This window comes from Bacillus tequilensis (genome assembly GCF_012225885.1).
GTDB classification, from domain to species: domain Bacteria; phylum Bacillota; class Bacilli; order Bacillales; family Bacillaceae; genus Bacillus; species Bacillus tequilensis.
The window spans coordinates 3,121,630-3,139,247 of record NZ_CP048852.1 but is presented as its reverse complement, the minus strand read 5'-3'; the positions used below and the strand labels follow the sequence as shown (position 1 = coordinate 3,139,247).

Below are 17,618 nucleotides of genomic sequence, written 5' to 3'. Positions count from 1 at the left end.
TCTTCTTTCTCCGTGTTGTATTTTCTGACGAAGCAAGAGTCATTTTTTCTTCCATCATCTATTCTTTATACAAGTTACCTATAAAATCACGCTGAACTTGTTGATTCTCACAGCAATGTAAGAGAGGGGGATACAGCATTGGGAAATTTGCACATGATGGTAGATGCGCTCCTAGAAGATCAGGAAGAGGCTGTGCTGGCGACCATTGTTCAGGTTGAAGGCTCCGCATATCGAAAAGCAGGCGCCTCTATGCTCTTTAAGAAAAATGGGGAAAGGGTCGGCCTGCTGAGCGGCGGATGTGTGGAAGAAGATTTATTCCACAGAATCAGTGAGCTGGGTGATCAGCTGACGTCAGCGCTGATTTCTTATGATATGCGGGCGGAGGACGACCTTTCCTGGGGTATGGGAGCCGGATGCAACGGCATGATTCATATTCATGCGGAAGCAATCACTCAGGAAAAAAGACGGCACTATGAAAGAGTGCGAGACTGCCTTCATGCTGGCAAAGCAGTAACAGCCGTTACGCAGATTGACTCCTCTCGTTCTTTATTTCTGACGGAAAACGGGCATTTCGGGAATTGGCCCAACGCGCCTCTGGAAGACATACAACGTACCGTTTCTGCGCTTCATTTGCCGCATTTTGATCCATCTGCCAACCTGTTTATGCAGCGGATTGAACCGAAGCCGCGCCTCATTCTGTTCGGAGCGGGACCGGATATTGTGCCGCTTGCCAATTTGGCGGCTGATACAGGATTTTCTGTGATCGTGACAGATTGGCGTCCCGCTTATTGCACATCCTCTCTATTCCCAAAAGCGGATCGGCTGATCACCGCTTTTCCGGAACAAATGCTTAATGAATTTCAGTTTTTACCGCAGGATGCAGCCGTTGTGGCAACCCACCATTTTCAGCACGATCAAGCAATCATCGCCTTCTTATTTTCTCAACAGCTTCATTATATCGGTTTGTTGGGTTCGGCAAACCGCACGAAGCGGCTGCTGAACGGAAAACAGCCGCCGGCTCACTTTTACAGTCCGGTCGGGCTGTCAATCGGTGCGGAAGGCCCCGAGGAAATCGCCGTCAGCGTTGTTGCGGAAATCATTCAAACAAGAAAACGGCTGGCGGCTGTATGAGAAGCCCCTATCTGATCGGCGTGTTTCTCGCTGCCGGCAAAAGCGAAAGGATGGGCCGAAACAAGCTTGCTTTGCCGCTAAAAGGAGAAACCATCGGATCGCTTTCCTTGAAAACGGCTCTTCTGTCCGGCCTTGATCACGTGCTGATCGTCGAGCGGACAAAACATGCTTCCCTTGAATGGATGGGAGCGCCCTATCACGCTCCGCCTTTTCGAAAACGCTGGAGTCTGCACGTGTGTCGAGACGCAGAAAAAGGTCAAGGGCATTCAGTCAGCGGCGGGGTGAGAAAAGCGGAAAGCATGGGAGCGGACGGCGTTGTCATTTTGTTAGCCGACCAGCCGCAGCTTTCCGTTGATCATCTCAATGCCCTTGTGGCGATGGCACCTGAGTCGTTTGCCGTATCTTCGTTTTCAGGCGCGCTCACCCCGCCAATCTATTTCTCAGCAGCGTGTTTTCCTTATATAAAGAAGCTAAAGGGAGATGAGGGGGCTCGCAGACTTCTGAAAAACGGGCAGCTTGGAAGAGGAGCTGTTTTGGAGGCAAAGGAAAGCGCGGAGCTGAACGATATTGATACACCGGAGGAATACGAGATGGTAAGGAGGGCGATGGTTTGAACAGGCAAGAGCCAACAGCGAGGGTGAATATTCAAGTATGGAAACCGGCAGCGCTTGATGAAGCCTATTCGCTTCTAGAGCAGTTTGCCCCGAATGTGTGTGCCGCATCGGGCAGCACACTGCTTCAGCTTCAGTGGGATAAGGGAATTCTTCCGAAACAGCACCTTGTCAGTCTGGAAGGAATTGAAGAGATGAGGGGGATTAGCGTCAGTGACACCCACGTGTCGATCGGAGCGCTCACAACACTGAATGAATGCAGAAAGAATCCTTTCATCAAGAGTGCGCTTGGCTGTTTCAGCGACGCTGCTGCGGCTGTCGCCGCACCGGGTGTCCGCAGCCGAGCCACAATTGGCGGAAATATCGCCAGTAAAATCGGCGATTTGCTTCCGCTCTTGCTCGTGCTTGATGCGGAGCTTGTCGTGTATCAAAAGGAGCTGGTCAGGCTGCCGCTTGGCGATTGGCTCGCAGATGAAAACGATGGAAATGCTATCGTCACGCATGTCATCATCCCGCGTGCGGAGGGAGAGCGTGTGTTTTACCGCAAGCTTGGGAGGCGCCAGGCTTTTACAGGAGCGGCTGCTGTAGCGGCTGGACGTTTTTTGAAAGACGGCGGCATTCGCCTCGCCGCTGGCCATGCCGATATTACACCTGAAAGATTATTGGAAAGTGAAGCGAAGTGGATGGTGTCAGGATGGGATCCGCACGAGCTGTACGAAACGCTTCTCCATGAGCTGCCATTTTCCGCAGATGCTTTTATGTCAGCGGCATACAGAAAAAAAGCCGCTGCCAACATCATCATGTCAGAGCTGATGGCTGAGGGAGGGAATTAAATGACCATCAACAAACCGTCAAGAGTCAGGCCGGATGGAAGAGAAAAGGTCACAGGGGAACTGAAATATATGACCGATCTCAGCTTTCCCGGAATGCTGTATGGCAAGGTGTTAAGAAGCGCTTATCCTCATGCGGAAATTGTGTCGATTTGCACCATGAAAGCTGAAGAAATGGAAGGCGTGAGGGCTGTCGTCACTCATAAGGATATTCCCGGATTAAACCGATTTGGCATTGTCATTCCTGATCAGCCGGTTTTATGCGAGGACAGAGTACGATATGTTGGGGATGCGATTGCCGCTGTGGCTGCGGAAACGGAGGAAATCGCGGAAGCTGCGCTGGAGCTGATTCGTGTTGAGTATAGAGAGCTGGAGGTCATTGATTCACCGGAAAAAGCGCTTCGGCCGGACGCGCCCAAGCTGCATGGGGACGGGAATATCCTGCACCGCGCGTTTTTTTCAAACGGCGATGTGGAGGAAGGATTTCAAACATCTGATACAGTTCTTGAAGAAACCTATGAGCTGCCCCGGCAGATGCATACGTATATGGAAACGGAAGGAGGCACAGCCGTTCCGGAGGATGATGGGGGCTTTACGATGTATGCAGGAACACAGCACGGCTATAAAGACCGTTTTCAGCTTTCACGCATATTTGAGATTCCTGAAGAGAAGATCAGGGTTGTGTCGAGTCCGATGGGCGGCTCGTTCGGAGGAAAGGATGAGCTGAATATCCAGCCGTATGCCGCGCTTTTGGCCCTGAAAAGCGGACGCCCTGTCAAAATCCATCAGACGAGAAAGGAATCTGTACGTTCTGGCATTAAGCGCCATCCGATGAAGGTGACAATAAAAACGGGAGCTGATCAAACAGGAAAGCTTTTGGCTCATGACGTGAAAATTGTGGCGGACACAGGCGCTTACGCCACGCTTGGACCCGCGGTTCTTGATTTTTCTGTCGAGCATGCCGCGGGGCCGTACCGTATTCCGAATATCCGGACGGAAGGAATATCTGTGTTTACGAACAACGGGGTGGCGGGAGAATTTCGGGGCTTTGGCGGCAATCAAATCACATTTGCCCTTGAAACCCATCTCGACCGTCTCAGTGATAGGCTCGGTATCGACCCGCTGGAGCTGAGAAGAAAAAATATCAGAAAGCCGTATGACTTAGGGCCGCTGGAGCATCGGATTGCATCGACTGACGGAGCGGCACAGGTGTTGAATGCCATTTCTGAATCTCCCATTCTGACAAGAAAAGGCCGGTACTCCGGGTATATACGGAGCGGCACGGGAGCGGCAATAACAATGCACGGCGGCGGGCTGGGGTATGGCCGAATGGATGCGGCGGGAGGCCGTTTGTCCCTTTCAAGTGACGGCAAAATCACAGCTTCATTCGGATTTGAAGAATGCGGACAGGGCATTCTGGCAGCGATTGAACATATCGTCACAGAGGAGCTTGGCTGTGACGCAGAGGATATTTCCATTGTGATCGGGGATACCGCAAAGGTGCCGAAGTCAGGCTCCTCCACCGCATCCCGGGGCACAAGCATGGTGTGGCACGCAATTCAGCGTTTGAAGAAGCCGTTTCTTTCTCGCTTGAAAAAACGGGCGGCAGAATGGGGCGGCTGTTCAGCGGAAACCCTTATTCCCGGCGCCGCAGGCTTGCGTGACAAAAACACAGAGGAGCTCATGGTGACATATAAAGAGCTGGCTGAAAAAGGCCCTTTGGCAGAGGAAACGGCATTTGACTTTCCAACAACGCCTGATCCTGTCGTAGTACCAGGCAGTCATTTCTTGTATTCTTTCGGTGCGGCTGCCGTTGAGGTGGAGGTGGATCTATTAACAGGCGAGGTCAAAGTGATAGATTGTGAGCACGCCATTGCAGCAGGTCCGGTTGTCAGCCCGCAGGGTTATCGAGGTCAAATTGAAGGCGGCGCTGCCATGGCACTCGGCTATACACTGATGGAGGAAGCGAAAATGACGGACGGCCGTTATGCCGTGGGAAATCTCGATCACTATTTGATTCCCGGAGTCAAAGATGTTCCGAGCATGAAGGTGGTCGCAATAGAAGACGTAATGAAGGGAGACACATATGGTCCGCGCGGTGTTGGCGAAATCGGAACGATCGCTATTACTCCGGCGATTGTAAAGGCTGTACATGATGCGGTCGGCTGCTGGATAAACAAGCTGCCGATTTCAAGAGAAGAGCTGCTGGAAGCGATAGACGGAAAGGGGCTGAAGCAATGGACGTAAAAGAAGCTGGCTTACTTCCTGTAAAAAAGGGACAGTACCGAATGACCGTAAATGGGCAGGAGCGTGAGGTGACAGCCATTCCCACGGCTCGTCTAAGTGGCCTGCTTAGAAAGGAATGTCAGCTGACCGGGACAAAGGTGTCCTGCGGAATCGGCCGCTGCGGAGCATGCTCTATCCTAATCGACGGAAGGCTGGCCAATGCGTGCATGACGATGGCCTATCAAGCAGACGGCCATTCCATCACAACCATCGAGGGGATTCAGAAAGAAGAGCTGGATATGTGCCAAACCGCTTTCCTGGAAGAAGGCGGCTTCCAATGCGGCTACTGTACGCCGGGAATGATCATTGCGCTTAAAGCATTGTTCGAGGAAAACCCGCACCCCACAGATGAAGACATAGAAGAAGGACTGGCGGGGAATTTGTGCCGATGTACCGGTTACGGCGGAATTATACGGTCGGCTTGCAGGGTAAGAAAAGAGTTGAACAGAGGAAAAGTGAAGTCCGATTTTTAAAATCGGACTTCACTCGTGTGAAAAATTGATTTTTGCAATTGGACGATTAAGGGACATTGTTTACGTTCTCGACGCCAATACGAGACACTTGATCTCGCAATCATTTCTTCTTATAAATCACTAACACCAGCCAATAAACCGATAAGACTCAAAAAAATGGTGATCGCAAGGAAAGCCCAGACTAACGCAGCGAATGGCGTGTTGATTCCCATGCCTTCTTTCCATTTGAAATTCCGGCTTGTTCTGAACTTTCCCAGCTGAATACATAAAATCACATTTAACAATACTGATATGACGAGTGCTGTTACTAAATATAAGTTCAAACCCATCAACCTTTCTTTTTAGGCTTTCCTCTAGTGTAATCGATAAGCAGATGTGGATTTCAAGAGTCATTATTATGTTTTTAAAAAAATATAGATGATGACGTTACGAAACTAACAAAAGAAAAAGTTTGCGGTTTTTTTGCGGTCTTACATATTTTTGGCAATGTTATAATATTACATAAAAACACATAAAAAGGAGGGATCCTGTGAATCCGGTTTTACCTTCCTCGCATGTGGGGGTTAAGATTACCGAATGGTATAAGATGATACGCCAGTTTAGTGTTCCGGATGCTGAAATTTTAAAAGCAGAAGTTGAAAGAGAAATGAAACAAATGGAAGAGGATGAGTATTTACTGATTTATTACTCACTCATGAGCTTTCGACACCAACTTATGCTCGATTACTTAGAGCCGGAAAAAAAGTATAGAACAGCGCGTCCAACCATCTCAGAATTACTTGAGAAAATTGAAGCTCCCCAAAAGAAATTAACCGGTCTCCTGAAATATTACTCACTATTTTTCCGCGGTATGTATGAATTCGATCAGCAGGAATTCGTGGAAGCTATTAACTATTACCGTAAAGCTGAAAAAGAACTTTATGCTGTTACTGATGAAATCGAACAAGCTGAATTTCATTTTAAAGTAGCAGAAGCTTATTACAACATGAAACAAACTCACGTTTCCATGCATCACATTTTAAAAGCATTAGAGATTTATGATCAGAATCCGTTGTATACTGTAAGGAAAATTCAAAGCTTGTTTGTGATCGTAGGTAACTATCTCGATTTTAAGCATTATGAAAAAGGCTTAAAACATCTTGAAGAAGCTCTGAAGCTTTCAAAGGAATTAGGGCACGATAGACTAATAAGTTCTGCTCTGTATAATTTAGGCGAATGTTATCATTACATGGGTCAACCAAGTAAGGCCGAGGGATATTTGAAAGAAGCAGCTGAGGTTGCTGAAAAAGCAAATTTAAGGACACTTCCTCATACGCTCCATTCGTTGGCCACAGTTTTATTCAAGCAAGAAAAGTGTAATGAAGGACAGAAGGTTTTGCAGCAAGGGATCGAAACAGCACAAAAATTTAATGATGAACTTTTCTTATCGATGAATCAGTTTCTTAATGCCCTATATGTTGAATCTGTTGATAAACAGGGGATTCTCAATATATTGAACAATCTTAACGAAAGTCACATGTTCTCATTTACGGAACACATAACGTTGCTTACTGCAGAATATTATAGAGAAGGCGGAGAATTTGAGGAATCCAGTTTTTTCTATGATAAAATGGTTGAAGCACAGCTTCAAATCCAGCGAGGTGACTGTTTATATGAGTATTAAAAAAAGTGTTTGCGTATTTCTTTCTGCTGTTATTGTAACCACTGGTTTATTTGCGTTTTCAGCAACTCCTAAACAATCTAACCAGCATATTGAGGCCCATACGACTCATGCTGAAATGCAGATGGCTGGAGTTAGATTACAGACTTGACCTAAATTAGACCCTCTCTTCCATGAGAGGGTTATTCTGTTTTAACAGCTGTTAGAGAGTCAAACGATATAAAGTTTGTATCCCCCTTTGAACCTTTCACGTATAACTGTTGTTTAATTTCATTTATATAATGAACATGTCCGATTACTTCTTCAATAAATCCTAAGGGTTAGAGCCCTATTGTTCTCCATTGCTTCAGAAAATACCTGCGCCATTTCTCGAGTTGGTATTTCAATAACAGGCTTTTCATTTTTAGTAACAATCTTTCTATGTAATAAAGCTTCTCTGTGTTCGGGCAGGATAAATTTTGTTTCAGCCGCTTATCATAAATTCCTTCAGACAAGTTTATACTCCTTGAGTAAATAATACCAGAACGAACATTCGTTTTTTGATTTGAAACAGAACTAATGTTCGTATAAAATAATGGTAAAGAAGGAGGAGTGATATGCAATGGACTCGATTTTGAAACGTTCATTAACTGAGAAAACTGCTTTAGATATGATTTATATAAGAAATGACGGGATGATTACAAAAAGGTCAATAATTATTCGGCAAATTAATCAGACTTATATACGCGCTTTTTGTTTCAATAGCCGTCAAACAAAGACGTTTACTATTGAGAATATCCTTGCTGTCTCTCCCGCAGCATATAAAAGAGGGATTAAGAATTATGCGTGAAATTACAGAAAGACAATTTGAAACGCTCAAAAAATACATTAATGAAAAGAGGATTGCTCCTGCATATAGAGATTTGATGAATATGTTAGGTTAACCTCACCGAGTCCAATGCAAGGGCTGCTGGATGCTTTGAGAAGAAAAGAATATATAACTTGGGAACAAGGGTTGCCTCGACCATTAAAAATCACAGAGAGAGCTTATCTTTGATAGGTTCTTTTTTTGTGTTTTAAAAAAAGTAATTCCTTTCAAACAACCGGAGACCCTGTGGACGGCGGAAAATCTCGATCACCATTTGATCCCCGGCGTCAAAGATGTTCCTAACGCGAAGGTCATCGCAATAGAAGACGTAATGAAGGGAGACAAAATTGGCCGCGCGGAGTTGGCGAAATCGGAACGATCGCCAACTCCGCGCGGCCATTGTAAAGCTGTGCACGATGCGGTCGGCTGCTGGGGAAACAAGCTGCCAATTTCAATTCCTTTGAAACAGAAACAATTCCGAATGATCGTAAATGGTCAGGAGTGTGTGAAATGGAAGACATTCCTATGAATCGTCTAAGTGACCTGCTTAGAAAGGAAATTCAGCTGACCGGAACAAAGGTTTCCTGCAGAACCGGCCGCTGCGGAGCATGCGCCATCCTAATAGACGGGAAGCTTGCCAATGCGTGCATGACAAGCGGACTTTTAGTATCTAGAAGACTTCGGGATATTTTCCTCGCAGGCAATTTTCTGAAAATTAAATCGTTGTATTAGATTAATCTATACTTTAGAATAATTGATTATATTCTGAAAGAAATCAGGGGTGGACTTATGAAAACGATCGGCCTTATTGGCGGAATGAGTTGGGAATCTTCGGCTGAGTATTATCGAGTGATCAATGAGGAGATAAAAAAGAAACTAGGAGGGCTGCATTCTGCAAAATGCGTTTTGTACAGTGTCGATTTTAAGGAGATTGAACACTATCAGTCAGATGGGGCTTGGGATAAAGCAGGTTTTGCTTTAGGGAAAGCCGCGAGGTCATTAGAAAAAGCCGGCGCAGACTTTATCGTCATATGTACAAATACTATGCATAAAGTGATTGGCTATATCCAGCAAATGATCACTATCCCTATTTTACATATTGCAGATGCAACTGCCGATCAAATCACGAGACAAGGTATTCGTTCAGTAGGTTTACTTGGAACGAAGTATACGATGGAACAAGATTTTTATAAATCACGTATTGAGTCTCACAATATCAATGTCATTGTGCCTGCTGATGAGGAAAGAGAAGTAATCAATCATATTATTTATCAGGAGCTGTGTTTAGGCGAAATCAAACAGTCGTCTAAAAACATGTATAAGAAGATTATCAATCATTTGGTGGATCGAGGTGCAGAAGGGATTATTCTCGGATGTACTGAAATTGGATTACTAGTAAAAGCAGAGGACTCTGAAGTGCCATTATTTGATACAGCTTTCATCCATGCTCAAACAGCAGTGAATACATCTCTTTCCTTGTAGCTGTGTATGCTGCCAAGTGAAAAGAGTGTAAGACATACTTTGGAGAAGCCCGCCTCACCGGCGGGCTTCCTTTTTAACTCCCCCTATACACCTGATAACCAAACGGCGACAGCAAAAGCGGGATATGGTAATTTGCATCTGAATCTGCAAGCTGAAAGCGGATGGTGACGATGGTTAAAAACGGCTGATCGGCTGTATTTATGTTGTTGCTCGCAAAATACTCTCCTGCATGAAATTCTATGACATATTCTCCGGGCACCAGCTCCTCCCCTGCGAGAAGCGGCGCATCGACTCGACCGTCAGCGTTGGTGAATGCCTCTGTCAAAAGGCTTCCGCCGTCCAGCCGCTTCAATTCAATTTTTACGTTCGCCGCGGGTTTGCCGCAGGTTAAATCCAAGATATGGGTTGTCAGCTTTCCCATCAGGCTTTCAGGCTCCCTAAGGCTTCATCGGCTTTCTGTTTTTCTTTCTCGGCGTCTTCTCTTGTCACGGTAAAGCGCTGGAAGCCGAATGGCGGGCGCGGTTCGGTGTAGACTTTTCCTTTGGACCCCGGGATTTCCTCAACGACTGTGTCCCATGTGTGATTTTGAGATTGGAAGCTGACATCAGTGAGCTGCGGGAATCTCGTTAAAATTCTGCAGCCGATATGATAGATTAAATTTTGGATTGAAGGGGTTTCAAGCTCGTGAAAAACGGCGCTTGCCAAGTCGCGGACCTGTTCAGCCGCGACGTAGCGGGCTGGATCAGAAGCGTATGCGTCATTTGTGTTTTCGTAATGCCAGCCGATGTTTAGATGGACAAACAGCGGGCGGTTGCCGTCTTCGGGGAGAGTCGTATATTCATCGCGAATAAAGCCGACGAAAGAGTTGCCGCTCACCTTGACGAGCTGGAGATCTATGATTTCACTGTATTGCTCCTTAATCGTTATAGTATCTCCGGTTCGTTCCGCTTTCAGCACAGACCGAGCCCGTTCATTGCGCGATCTTCTGAAAACGAGCTGGCTTGTGCGGAGCTCTTGCGCCCCGTATGCGGGCATTGCTTCAAATGGAATCTCTTCGCCTGTCAGAGCAATCGTGTCCATATGAGAATACGTATTTAAAAATCGGTGAGCCACATCGTGTATGAACCCCTCAATTGTTGTCCCTTCATAGGAAGCGAGATGGCGCTGAATAAAGTTTTTCATTGAGTCTGTAGCCACAACGAGGGTGTTATCCCCGTCTATAAATGACGGCAGGAAGGCATCCCCGCCAATTTCACATGTCACATCAACGCCGACAACGGTATTGTCTCTCCCTGAAAAAGATGACTCTGGAATTTGCTTTACTCCTGTGAGCGGCTTTAAAAACGTTCGGTATGCAAATACATTTCCTTTGCCGTAAGACATGGTTCTTTTCATTTGCGTCTCTCCTTTTTCAGTTATGATATCCGCCAGCCGAAAGCGGGCGATGCGGTAAATTTCGATAAGGGCTTGCTGGAACTCGGTTTCCTGTTCGTTCTCGAGCCTTTTCACTAGGGATCGGTGAATGTCCTGTTTCGTTTTTCCCTTTACCGCTAAAATAAAAGGAAAACCGAAGCGTTCATCATAATGTTCATTCAGCTTGAGAAATTCCTCGTATTCCTCTTGTTCAAGTTCGCTGAGCCCTGCGTTTCGCTGCTCGCTTACTGAGGCATCACTCATTATGTTCTTTGTTCCGAGTCTGGGATGCTTGTTGATTAAATCAAGCTGCGTCTGCCGGTCCGCGGCTTTTACAATGCCGGCCATTTTGCGGTGAAGATCAGAAAGAGAAGAAAACGGGCGCAACGCCGCCGCTTCCTCGGCAATCCATGAAGAGTGTTCGAAAATAGATCCCAGCGTGTCTGTCAGTGTGTGTCTTTCCATTTGATTCAGGTCATCCATCGTGAACATTGGCATCTTCCTTTACGTTTTTATTTCAGCGTGATCCGGCTGCTTGGTTTGAAAAAAAGCGTGCAATGCAATTGCCGTCAAACTGCCGATCACAATTCCGCTTCCTGCCAATACTGAAGCCGCTCCCGGAAGAGAGGAAAACAACGCGGGAACTGTCGTTGCGCCAAGCCCTAAGCTGACGGAAGCGGCAATAATCAGCAGATTGCCTTGCGAGTCGAGATCAACGCTGGAAAGCATTTTGATCCCGTAAGAAATGACCATGCCGAACATGACGATCATCGCGCCGCCGAGAACGGGGGTTGGAATCACTGTTGTCAGTGCAGCGGCTTTTGGAACCAGTCCGATTGCCATCAGCATCATTCCCGTGACGGCGATGACGTTAACACTTTTCATTTTTGATAGCTGGACAATACCGACATTTTGCGAGAAAGCGGTATAGGGAAACGCGTTAAATAAGCCGCCAAGCATAATTGCAAAGCCCTCCGCCCGGTAGCCCTTTTCCAGATCCTGCTCCGACAGCCTGCGGTTTGTGATATCGGCAAGCGCAAAGTAAACACCTGTCGATTCGACCAGACTGACAATCGCAACGAGCAGCATCGTCACCACAGCCGGCAGCTCGAAGGTCGGCATGCCGAAATAAAACAGAGACGGAACATGAAGCCAGGACGCCTCCATGACATCAGAAAAATCGACCTTTCCCATGAAGAATGCGGCCGCTGTACCTGCGATAAGGCCGAGCAAAACCGCAATGGAGCGGATAAAGCCTTTAAAGAAATAAAACAGCAATAAGATAAAAGCCGTGACGCCAAACCCGAGAAGCACGTTGTCCAATGACCCGAAGTCTTTGCTTCCATCGCCTCCGGCCAGGTTATTCATTGCTGTCGGAATCAGGCTGATGCCGATAATCATGACGACTGAGCCGGTCACAACAGGCGGAAAAAAACGGACAAGCTTTCCAAAGAAGCCCGCGGCTAAGACGATAATCAGCCCTGCGGCGATAATGGCACCGTATATGGCTGAGACACCGTACGTGCCGCCGATGGAAATCATCGGGCCGACTGCGGTAAACGTACATCCGAGCACAACAGGGAGGCCGATGCCGAAAAACCGATTTTTCCACAGCTGCAAAAGAGTCGCCGCCCCGCACATGAACAAATCGATCGCGATTAAATACGTGAGCTGACCCGGATTCAGCCCGATCGCTGCTCCGACGATCAGCGGAACGAGAATGGCTCCCGCATACATGGCAAGCATATGCTGAAGCCCGAGCATCATCAGCTGAAAGGCATTGCGATATTCCTTCATCTTTTTTACACCTCTTTTTCTAATGCGAGTGTATGATCTAATGCCGGAAGTTCAGTTTTCTGTGTTGTTTTTTCTTTTTTGCCGCGCAGGCTGAAAAATAGATTCAAAAAGATGGCGGTCAGGCTGCCGGTGATGGTGCCGTCACTGACCAGAATTCTGATTGGAGCGGGGAATTCAGCAAAAATCCCGGGGACCGTGCTGGCGCCGATGCCGAGTGCGATTGAACATGCGATGGTCAAGAGGTGGTATTGGTTTTTGAGATCCGCTGCGCTGAGCATTTTGACGCCTGAGGCAATCACCATGCCGAACATGACAACGGTCGCGCCGCCGAGCACTGCTGCAGGCACGGCAGAAGCAAGGGCGGCAATCTTCGGTATCAGCCCGAGACAGACAAGGATACAGCCTGCGGTAACGACGATGTTTCTTGTTTTGACTTTCGTCAGCTGCAATAAGCCGGCGTTTTGCGCAAAGGTGTTATAAGGGAAGGCGTTGAACAATCCGCCGATGAGAATGGCGATTCCTTCCGCCCGGTAGCCTTTGACAAGATCTTTTTCGGTTAAAGATCTGCCGCATATCTTACCGATTGCGTAGAAAACGCCGGTCGATTCGACGATAATGACCATTCCGACGATCAGCATCGTTAAGACCGGGCCGATTTCAAAGGAAGGGGCTCCGAAGTAAAACGGCCTCGGGATTTGGAAGAACGGGGCTTCAGCGACAGCGGAAAAACTGACTTTTCCCATGATCGCTGCTGCCGCTGTCCCGGCGGCGATTCCAATTAGAACGGACAGCGTTCGGGCAAATCCTTTGAGAAAGCGGTTGAGAACTAAGATCAGGACAAGGACGCCGACAGAGAGGAGAAGGTTTTCGAGCGAACCGTATTCGGGGTTGGCGCCGCCGTTTATTTTTTCGCCGCCAGCCATATTTTTCACACCTGTCGGAACAAGTGAAAGGCCGATTAAGGTGACAACGGTTCCTGTTACGACAGAAGGAAATAACACGGTCAGCTTGCCGAAAAATCGCGCAAACAGAAAGATAAACACACCAGCAGCGATGATGGAGCCGTAAATGGCGTGAATGCCGTAATTCGTGCCGATTGAAATCATCGGGGTGACGGCCACAAATGAACTGCCGAGCATGACGGGAAGACCGATGCCGATGTATGCGCCGCGCAAGGTCTGCAAAAGCGTCGCGATGCCGCACGTTAACAGGTCAATCGCCAACAGGTAAGACAGCTGTTCAGAGGTTACATTCAGCGCCCTGCCGACAAGCAGGGGCACTAAAATCGCACCTGCATACATGGCCAGCACATGCTGAAGGCCAAGAGAAAACACCGCAAACGATCGTTGTTTCACCATAGTCCCTCCTTTTCATGTGAACTTTAGTAACATGATAGCGTGCGAACTGTCGGGTGTCATTGGCTACTGTAGCTGAAAAAGACAGGTGTTATTGCTGGAAGTGACGAAAAACGATTTAATTCGTAAGATTATGTGACGGATATTAGCTGATTAACCGCTGCATCCGTAAAGCAAGCCGCAAACGCATTGTCGTTTCAGGGTCTTTTAAGCTTTTGCCCAGCAGCTCCTCACATTTTTCAAGGCGGTAGATGACCGTATTGCGATGAACGTACAGACGCTTTGCCGTCTCGGAAATTTGGCAGTGTGTCTCTAAATAGACAGACAGCGTATGAAGCAGGCTTTGATCCTCCTGCTGTTTTTCAGCGAGGCTTTGAAGCGTGGAGTTGTAAAATTTCTTCAAATCCTCAACCGGGAGCAGGCGGAGGAGCTCAGGCACATCTTTTGCGTGATACACCTGGATAAACGCGGTGCTTCTAGACAAATGCCCTGATTGCAAAGCGTCTGAAGCTTCGGTGAACGCGTCGGGAACGTCAATGAGCTTTTGGCATATATTGCTGATGCCAAAGGACACCGTCCGTTTAAATTGAGCTCTGATCTGTGATTGAAACTGCTCTAAAAAGCTGATCACCGATGCGTGCATTTCACTCCAGCTGTCTGTCGCCTCGATCAGAATAATGCCGACATTTCCTTTTATAAAAAGGTGAGGCGGAAACGGGAAGGCTGATAATTCACCTTCAAGAAAGTCGAAGACGCCGTCGGAGGCGAGCTGATTTTCTGTAAAGCTGATTGATTCGTCATTCCGGTCAAGTTTGCCGGCGATGCACATGTATTTTTGATCCCAGCGCAGCTTGAATTCCTTCGCCCGGTTTTTGATTTCATCGTTTGAAGAAAATGAGCGCTCAATAAAATTGCTGAAAAACTCATTGCGCGCACGCCTGCTGAATTGCTTCAGCGCATTTTCTTTCAGCAGTTCAAAGGAAATCACGTTGGCCGCTTGCTCAATCGTGAGAATCAATCCTTTGTCGCCGGCCTGCACCATGTCCGGTATCAGCAGATAGCCGCAATTTTTTTCGTGATTATAAATAGGAAGGACGGAATACGTTTTCTGATCCGGAATCGTACAGAAACAAGTGAAAAACGGACCGGATACGGTATTCAGAGTGCTTTTCAGCTTTTCGGTCTCAAATGAAATCTGATGGGACGCAGACAGCATTTTGGCATGCTGGTCAAGCAGCAGCACAGGTAGCTGAAGGAGGTCTGAGACCTTTTTGAGGAGAGATTGCAGCCCTTTGCCGCTCATAATATGGTTTGTGAATTTTTTGTGCGCGTAAATGGCTTGCTGCAGCTCGTTAGACCGCATATCGAGAATGTGGCTGAGTGTTGCATTCACAATATCCCCGAGGCGGATGTGCTCCGGCAGCTCAATGATCGGAAACGCGTATGAATCGGCCAGTTCGATGATTTCTTTCGGGATATCCTCCAAGTAGCGCTTTGTTTTAATGCCGAGGCCCGCGCAGCCGCGTTTTGCCATTTGCCGAATCAATTCAGATAACTGGTGCGGGTGATCCTTCAGGTGATACGCGGTGGTGACGAGCAATTCATTCTTATGCAGAAAGTCTGCGATATCCGGAGCGTCCATCATATTGACATGCTGAACCTCTCTTTCCCCTCCTGCTTTTCCAGCGATTAAATGGGCGTTTTCAAAAGCCGGTATTTTCATCACATCAAAAATATTCATAGCGCATTCTCCTTTTCTATAAAAACATTGGTTAAGATGAATAATTTTCAATAGGAATTCTAGCGGTTTTGCTGATGTAATACGATCATAGTAGCAGTAAACTGTTGAAAATAGAATGAATTGTGTTACATAAACTGACATGAAAAATCGTCAACCTGACATGGGGGTATCATAATGGCTTACGATATGGTGATAAAAGGTGCGAAGGCAGTTACGCCAGATGGTGTGAAAGAATCTGATATTGCAGTCCAAAACGGCATCATTGCCGAGATTGGTTCGGCCATTGAAGCAAGCGGGGCGACGATGGTCAAGGCAGACGGAAAATACGTGTTTCCCGGTGTGATAGACTGCCATGTTCATTTCAATGAACCGGGCAGAGAGGACTGGGAGGGGATTGAAACAGGTTCGCAGATGATGGCGGCAGGCGGCTGCACCACCTATTTTGATATGCCGCTCAATTGCATTCCATCGACCGTGACGGCAGAGCATCTTCTCGCAAAAGCTGAACTGGGCAGGCAAAAATCAGTCGTGGATTTTGCGCTATGGGGCGGACTTGTGCCCGGCCATATCGATGACATCCGTCCAATGGCAGAAGCGGGGGCGATCGGATTTAAAGCATTTTTATCAAGATCAGGCACAGATGAGTTCCGCTCTGTTGATGAACGAACCTTGCTCAAAGGCATGGCGGAAATCGCGGCTGCAGGAAAAATCCTCGCTCTTCACGCCGAGAGCGACGCGATCACAAGCTATTTGCAGATGGTTTTGGCCAATAAAGGAAAGGTGAATGCGGATGCGTACGCCGCCTCCCGCCCGGAGGAAGCAGAAGCTGAAGCGGTGTATCGCACGCTTCAGTATGCGAGGGTGACAGGGTGCCCGGTGCATTTTGTTCATATCAGTACGGCGAAAGCGGTTCGGCTGATCAGAGAGGCGAAACAGGAGGGGCTTGATGTTTCGGTCGAAACATGCCCGCATTATGTCTTGTTCAGCCATGACGATTTACGGGAAAAGGGTTCTGTCGCGAAATGCGCGCCTCCGCTTCGGCCGCGGGAGTCGCAGGAAGCCTTGATCGAGACGCTCATTGCCGGGGACATTGACATAGTTTCCTCAGACCATTCCCCTTGCCGCCCATCCTTGAAGCGGGAGGATAACCTGTTTCTATCATGGGGCGGAATCAGCGGCGGGCAGTTCACTTTATTAGGCATGCTTGAACTCGCGCTTGAACACCAGATTTCGTTTGAAACCATCGCTGAATGGACAGCGGCGGCACCTGCGAAACGATTCGGCCTTCACAAAAAAGGGCGGCTGGAAGCGGGGGGTGATGCGGATTTTGTTCTCGTCAGCATGGAGCCGTACACTGTCACAAGAGAATCGATGTTTGCAAAGCATAAGCTAAGCCTTTACGAAGGGCATACATTTCCCTGCCGCATTTCGGCCACTTACAGCAAAGGCCGGTGTGTGTACAGTGGCGGAGAGAAAGCAGAAATAGGCATTGACGGAGCGCTGGTCGTTCCTTCGTAATCCCGGCGGTTTTTAACCGCCGGTTTTTTTGATTTCCGCCGTTCTTGTTTTTAAAATTTTATCAACGTGGTATCTTTTTTAAAAAGGAGGCGGAGGCAATGGAACATGTTAAATACATACTGAAGCAATCCTGGTCGCGCCATACGAGTTCTAAATGGACGGAAGAATGCCCGTCATGCGGCCAATGCGGTGTGACGGCATTGGTGATTCAGGATCAACTCGGCGGCGCCATTTTTAAAACAAAGGTCGGTGAGAGCTGGCATTTTTATAACTGCATCAACGGTGTGATCTATGACTTTACGAGTGAACAGTTTCAGGCGCCGATTGAATACCTGCATATTCCTTCCTCAAGAGAAGAGGCGTTTTTAGATACAAATGAGGAACAATACCAGCATCTTCGTTCAGCATTTTCCCGCCATATGAACAGCATTTCCGAGGAAACCTGAAAACACGTGTGATAAACTGGAAGAGAGG

The 17,618-nt window shown here is 47.6% G+C and carries 18 protein-coding genes and 2 pseudogenes; 14 read left to right on the top strand and 6 right to left on the bottom strand.

Annotated elements, in window-relative coordinates; all coding sequences use genetic code 11:
* Nucleotides 1-138 precede the first annotated feature (138 nt).
* The 5 genes from G4P54_RS16650 to pucE are packed head-to-tail and all read left to right on the top strand — an operon-like array spanning nucleotide 139 to nucleotide 5,331.
* On the top strand, nucleotides 139-1,131 hold the full coding sequence (locus tag G4P54_RS16650) for an XdhC family protein (protein ID WP_167873272.1): 993 nt from the start codon (nucleotides 139-141) through the stop codon (nucleotides 1,129-1,131).
* A complete protein-coding gene (pucB, locus tag G4P54_RS16645) occupies nucleotides 1,128-1,745 on the top strand; it encodes a xanthine dehydrogenase accessory protein PucB (protein ID WP_167873271.1) in 618 nt (205 codons plus the stop codon). The genes G4P54_RS16650 and pucB overlap by 4 nt, the downstream gene beginning before the upstream one ends.
* Nucleotides 1,742-2,575: a xanthine dehydrogenase subunit C gene (pucC, locus tag G4P54_RS16640; RefSeq protein ID WP_167873270.1), complete on the top strand. Its 834-nt coding sequence runs from the start codon at nucleotides 1,742-1,744 to the stop codon at nucleotides 2,573-2,575. Before pucB ends, pucC begins: the two co-directional genes overlap by 4 nt.
* A complete protein-coding gene (gene pucD, locus G4P54_RS16635) occupies nucleotides 2,576-4,819 on the top strand; it encodes a xanthine dehydrogenase subunit D (protein WP_167873269.1) in 2,244 nt (747 codons plus the stop codon).
* On the top strand, nucleotides 4,810-5,331 hold the full coding sequence (gene pucE / locus G4P54_RS16630) for a xanthine dehydrogenase subunit E (protein WP_167873268.1): 522 nt from the start codon (nucleotides 4,810-4,812) through the stop codon (nucleotides 5,329-5,331). Before pucD ends, pucE begins: the two co-directional genes overlap by 10 nt.
* A 110-nt stretch (nucleotides 5,332-5,441) precedes the next feature.
* Here pucE and G4P54_RS16625 read toward each other — a convergent pair whose 3' ends face one another.
* Nucleotides 5,442-5,654, bottom strand: coding sequence for a hypothetical protein (locus G4P54_RS16625; RefSeq protein ID WP_167873267.1), 213 nt, complete (start codon nucleotides 5,652-5,654; stop codon nucleotides 5,442-5,444).
* A gap of 263 nt (nucleotides 5,655-5,917) precedes the next feature.
* On the opposite strand from G4P54_RS16625, the gene G4P54_RS16620 reads away from it, so the two are divergent.
* The 7 genes and pseudogenes from G4P54_RS16620 to G4P54_RS16590 all read left to right on the top strand — a co-directional run bounded on the left by G4P54_RS16620 (nucleotide 5,918) and on the right by G4P54_RS16590 (nucleotide 9,320).
* Nucleotides 5,918-6,994, top strand: a complete 1,077-nt coding sequence (locus G4P54_RS16620; RefSeq protein WP_420809530.1) for a tetratricopeptide repeat protein — start codon at nucleotides 5,918-5,920, stop codon at nucleotides 6,992-6,994.
* Nucleotides 6,984-7,142, top strand: a complete 159-nt coding sequence (locus G4P54_RS16615; protein WP_167873265.1) for a hypothetical protein — start codon at nucleotides 6,984-6,986, stop codon at nucleotides 7,140-7,142. The genes G4P54_RS16620 and G4P54_RS16615 overlap by 11 nt, the downstream gene beginning before the upstream one ends.
* Nucleotides 7,143-7,592: 450 nt before the next feature.
* On the top strand, nucleotides 7,593-7,820 hold the full coding sequence (locus tag G4P54_RS16610; RefSeq protein WP_167873264.1) for a hypothetical protein: 228 nt from the start codon (nucleotides 7,593-7,595) through the stop codon (nucleotides 7,818-7,820).
* A 108-nt stretch (nucleotides 7,821-7,928) separates the two neighbouring features.
* Nucleotides 7,929-8,027, top strand: a complete 99-nt coding sequence (locus tag G4P54_RS21690) for a hypothetical protein (protein WP_420809518.1) — start codon at nucleotides 7,929-7,931, stop codon at nucleotides 8,025-8,027.
* Nucleotides 8,028-8,088: 61 nt separating this feature from the next.
* Nucleotides 8,089-8,292: pseudogene (locus G4P54_RS16600) on the top strand (hypothetical protein); the annotation flags it as partial.
* A gap of 27 nt (nucleotides 8,293-8,319) precedes the next feature.
* Nucleotides 8,320-8,492, top strand: a pseudogene (locus G4P54_RS16595) (2Fe-2S iron-sulfur cluster-binding protein); the annotation flags it as partial.
* Nucleotides 8,493-8,627: 135 nt separating this feature from the next.
* Nucleotides 8,628-9,320: an aspartate/glutamate racemase family protein gene (locus tag G4P54_RS16590; RefSeq protein WP_167873263.1), complete on the top strand. Its 693-nt coding sequence runs from the start codon at nucleotides 8,628-8,630 to the stop codon at nucleotides 9,318-9,320.
* Between the two features lie 73 nt (nucleotides 9,321-9,393).
* Here the strand turns inward: G4P54_RS16590 and uraH are convergent, their stop codons facing one another.
* The 5 genes from uraH to pucR all read right to left on the bottom strand — a co-directional run bounded on the left by uraH (nucleotide 9,394) and on the right by pucR (nucleotide 15,626).
* The gene (uraH, locus tag G4P54_RS16585) at nucleotides 9,394-9,741 is read right to left on the bottom strand and encodes a hydroxyisourate hydrolase (RefSeq protein ID WP_167873262.1); all 348 of its coding nucleotides are present in this window, start codon (nucleotides 9,739-9,741) and stop codon (nucleotides 9,394-9,396) included.
* Nucleotides 9,741-11,225: a factor-independent urate hydroxylase gene (gene pucL / locus G4P54_RS16580; protein WP_167873261.1), complete on the bottom strand. Its 1,485-nt coding sequence runs from the start codon at nucleotides 11,223-11,225 to the stop codon at nucleotides 9,741-9,743. Before pucL ends, uraH begins: the two co-directional genes overlap by 1 nt.
* Before the next feature lie 12 nt (nucleotides 11,226-11,237).
* Nucleotides 11,238-12,530, bottom strand: a complete 1,293-nt coding sequence (locus tag G4P54_RS16575; RefSeq protein ID WP_167873260.1) for a nucleobase:cation symporter-2 family protein — start codon at nucleotides 12,528-12,530, stop codon at nucleotides 11,238-11,240.
* 5 nt (nucleotides 12,531-12,535) lie between these two features.
* On the bottom strand, nucleotides 12,536-13,885 hold the full coding sequence (locus G4P54_RS16570) for a nucleobase:cation symporter-2 family protein (protein ID WP_167873900.1): 1,350 nt from the start codon (nucleotides 13,883-13,885) through the stop codon (nucleotides 12,536-12,538).
* 145 nt (nucleotides 13,886-14,030) lie between these two features.
* Nucleotides 14,031-15,626 carry a purine catabolism transcriptional regulator PucR gene (gene pucR, locus G4P54_RS16565; protein WP_167873259.1) on the bottom strand — a complete coding sequence of 532 codons (1,596 nt, stop codon included), beginning with the start codon at nucleotides 15,624-15,626 and terminating at the stop codon, nucleotides 14,031-14,033.
* Nucleotides 15,627-15,800: 174 nt separating this feature from the next.
* Between pucR and G4P54_RS16560 the strand changes: the two genes are divergently transcribed.
* Together G4P54_RS16560 and G4P54_RS16555 are read left to right on the top strand one after the other, a co-directional pair.
* A complete protein-coding gene (locus tag G4P54_RS16560) occupies nucleotides 15,801-17,144 on the top strand; it encodes an allantoinase (protein ID WP_167873258.1) in 1,344 nt (447 codons plus the stop codon).
* A 98-nt stretch (nucleotides 17,145-17,242) separates the two neighbouring features.
* Nucleotides 17,243-17,590, top strand: a complete 348-nt coding sequence (locus tag G4P54_RS16555; RefSeq protein ID WP_024713648.1) for a YunG family protein — start codon at nucleotides 17,243-17,245, stop codon at nucleotides 17,588-17,590.
* The last annotated feature ends 28 nt before the right edge of the window (nucleotides 17,591-17,618 follow it).

Bases quoted from the DNA above. Each gene is read 5' to 3' on its own strand.
- pucB (WP_167873271.1), top strand. From the start codon at position 1,128: ATGAGAAGCCCCTATCTGATCGGCGTGTTTCTCGCTGCCGGCAAAAGC.
- pucD (WP_167873269.1), top strand. From the start codon at position 2,576: ATGACCATCAACAAACCGTCAAGAGTCAGGCCGGATGGAAGAGAAAAG.
- pucE (WP_167873268.1), top strand. From the start codon at position 4,810: ATGGACGTAAAAGAAGCTGGCTTACTTCCTGTAAAAAAGGGACAGTAC.
- G4P54_RS16620 (WP_420809530.1), top strand. From the start codon at position 5,918: ATGATACGCCAGTTTAGTGTTCCGGATGCTGAAATTTTAAAAGCAGAA.
- G4P54_RS16615 (WP_167873265.1), top strand. From the start codon at position 6,984: ATGAGTATTAAAAAAAGTGTTTGCGTATTTCTTTCTGCTGTTATTGTA.
- G4P54_RS16610 (WP_167873264.1), top strand. From the start codon at position 7,593: ATGGACTCGATTTTGAAACGTTCATTAACTGAGAAAACTGCTTTAGAT.
- G4P54_RS21690 (WP_420809518.1), top strand. From the start codon at position 7,929: ATGCAAGGGCTGCTGGATGCTTTGAGAAGAAAAGAATATATAACTTGG.
- G4P54_RS16590 (WP_167873263.1), top strand. From the start codon at position 8,628: ATGAAAACGATCGGCCTTATTGGCGGAATGAGTTGGGAATCTTCGGCT.
- uraH (WP_167873262.1), bottom strand. From the start codon at position 9,741: ATGGGAAAGCTGACAACCCATATCTTGGATTTAACCTGCGGCAAACCC.
- pucL (WP_167873261.1), bottom strand. From the start codon at position 11,225: ATGTTCACGATGGATGACCTGAATCAAATGGAAAGACACACACTGACA.
- G4P54_RS16575 (WP_167873260.1), bottom strand. From the start codon at position 12,530: ATGAAGGAATATCGCAATGCCTTTCAGCTGATGATGCTCGGGCTTCAG.
- pucR (WP_167873259.1), bottom strand. From the start codon at position 15,626: ATGAATATTTTTGATGTGATGAAAATACCGGCTTTTGAAAACGCCCAT.
- G4P54_RS16560 (WP_167873258.1), top strand. From the start codon at position 15,801: ATGGCTTACGATATGGTGATAAAAGGTGCGAAGGCAGTTACGCCAGAT.
- G4P54_RS16555 (WP_024713648.1), top strand. From the start codon at position 17,243: ATGGAACATGTTAAATACATACTGAAGCAATCCTGGTCGCGCCATACG.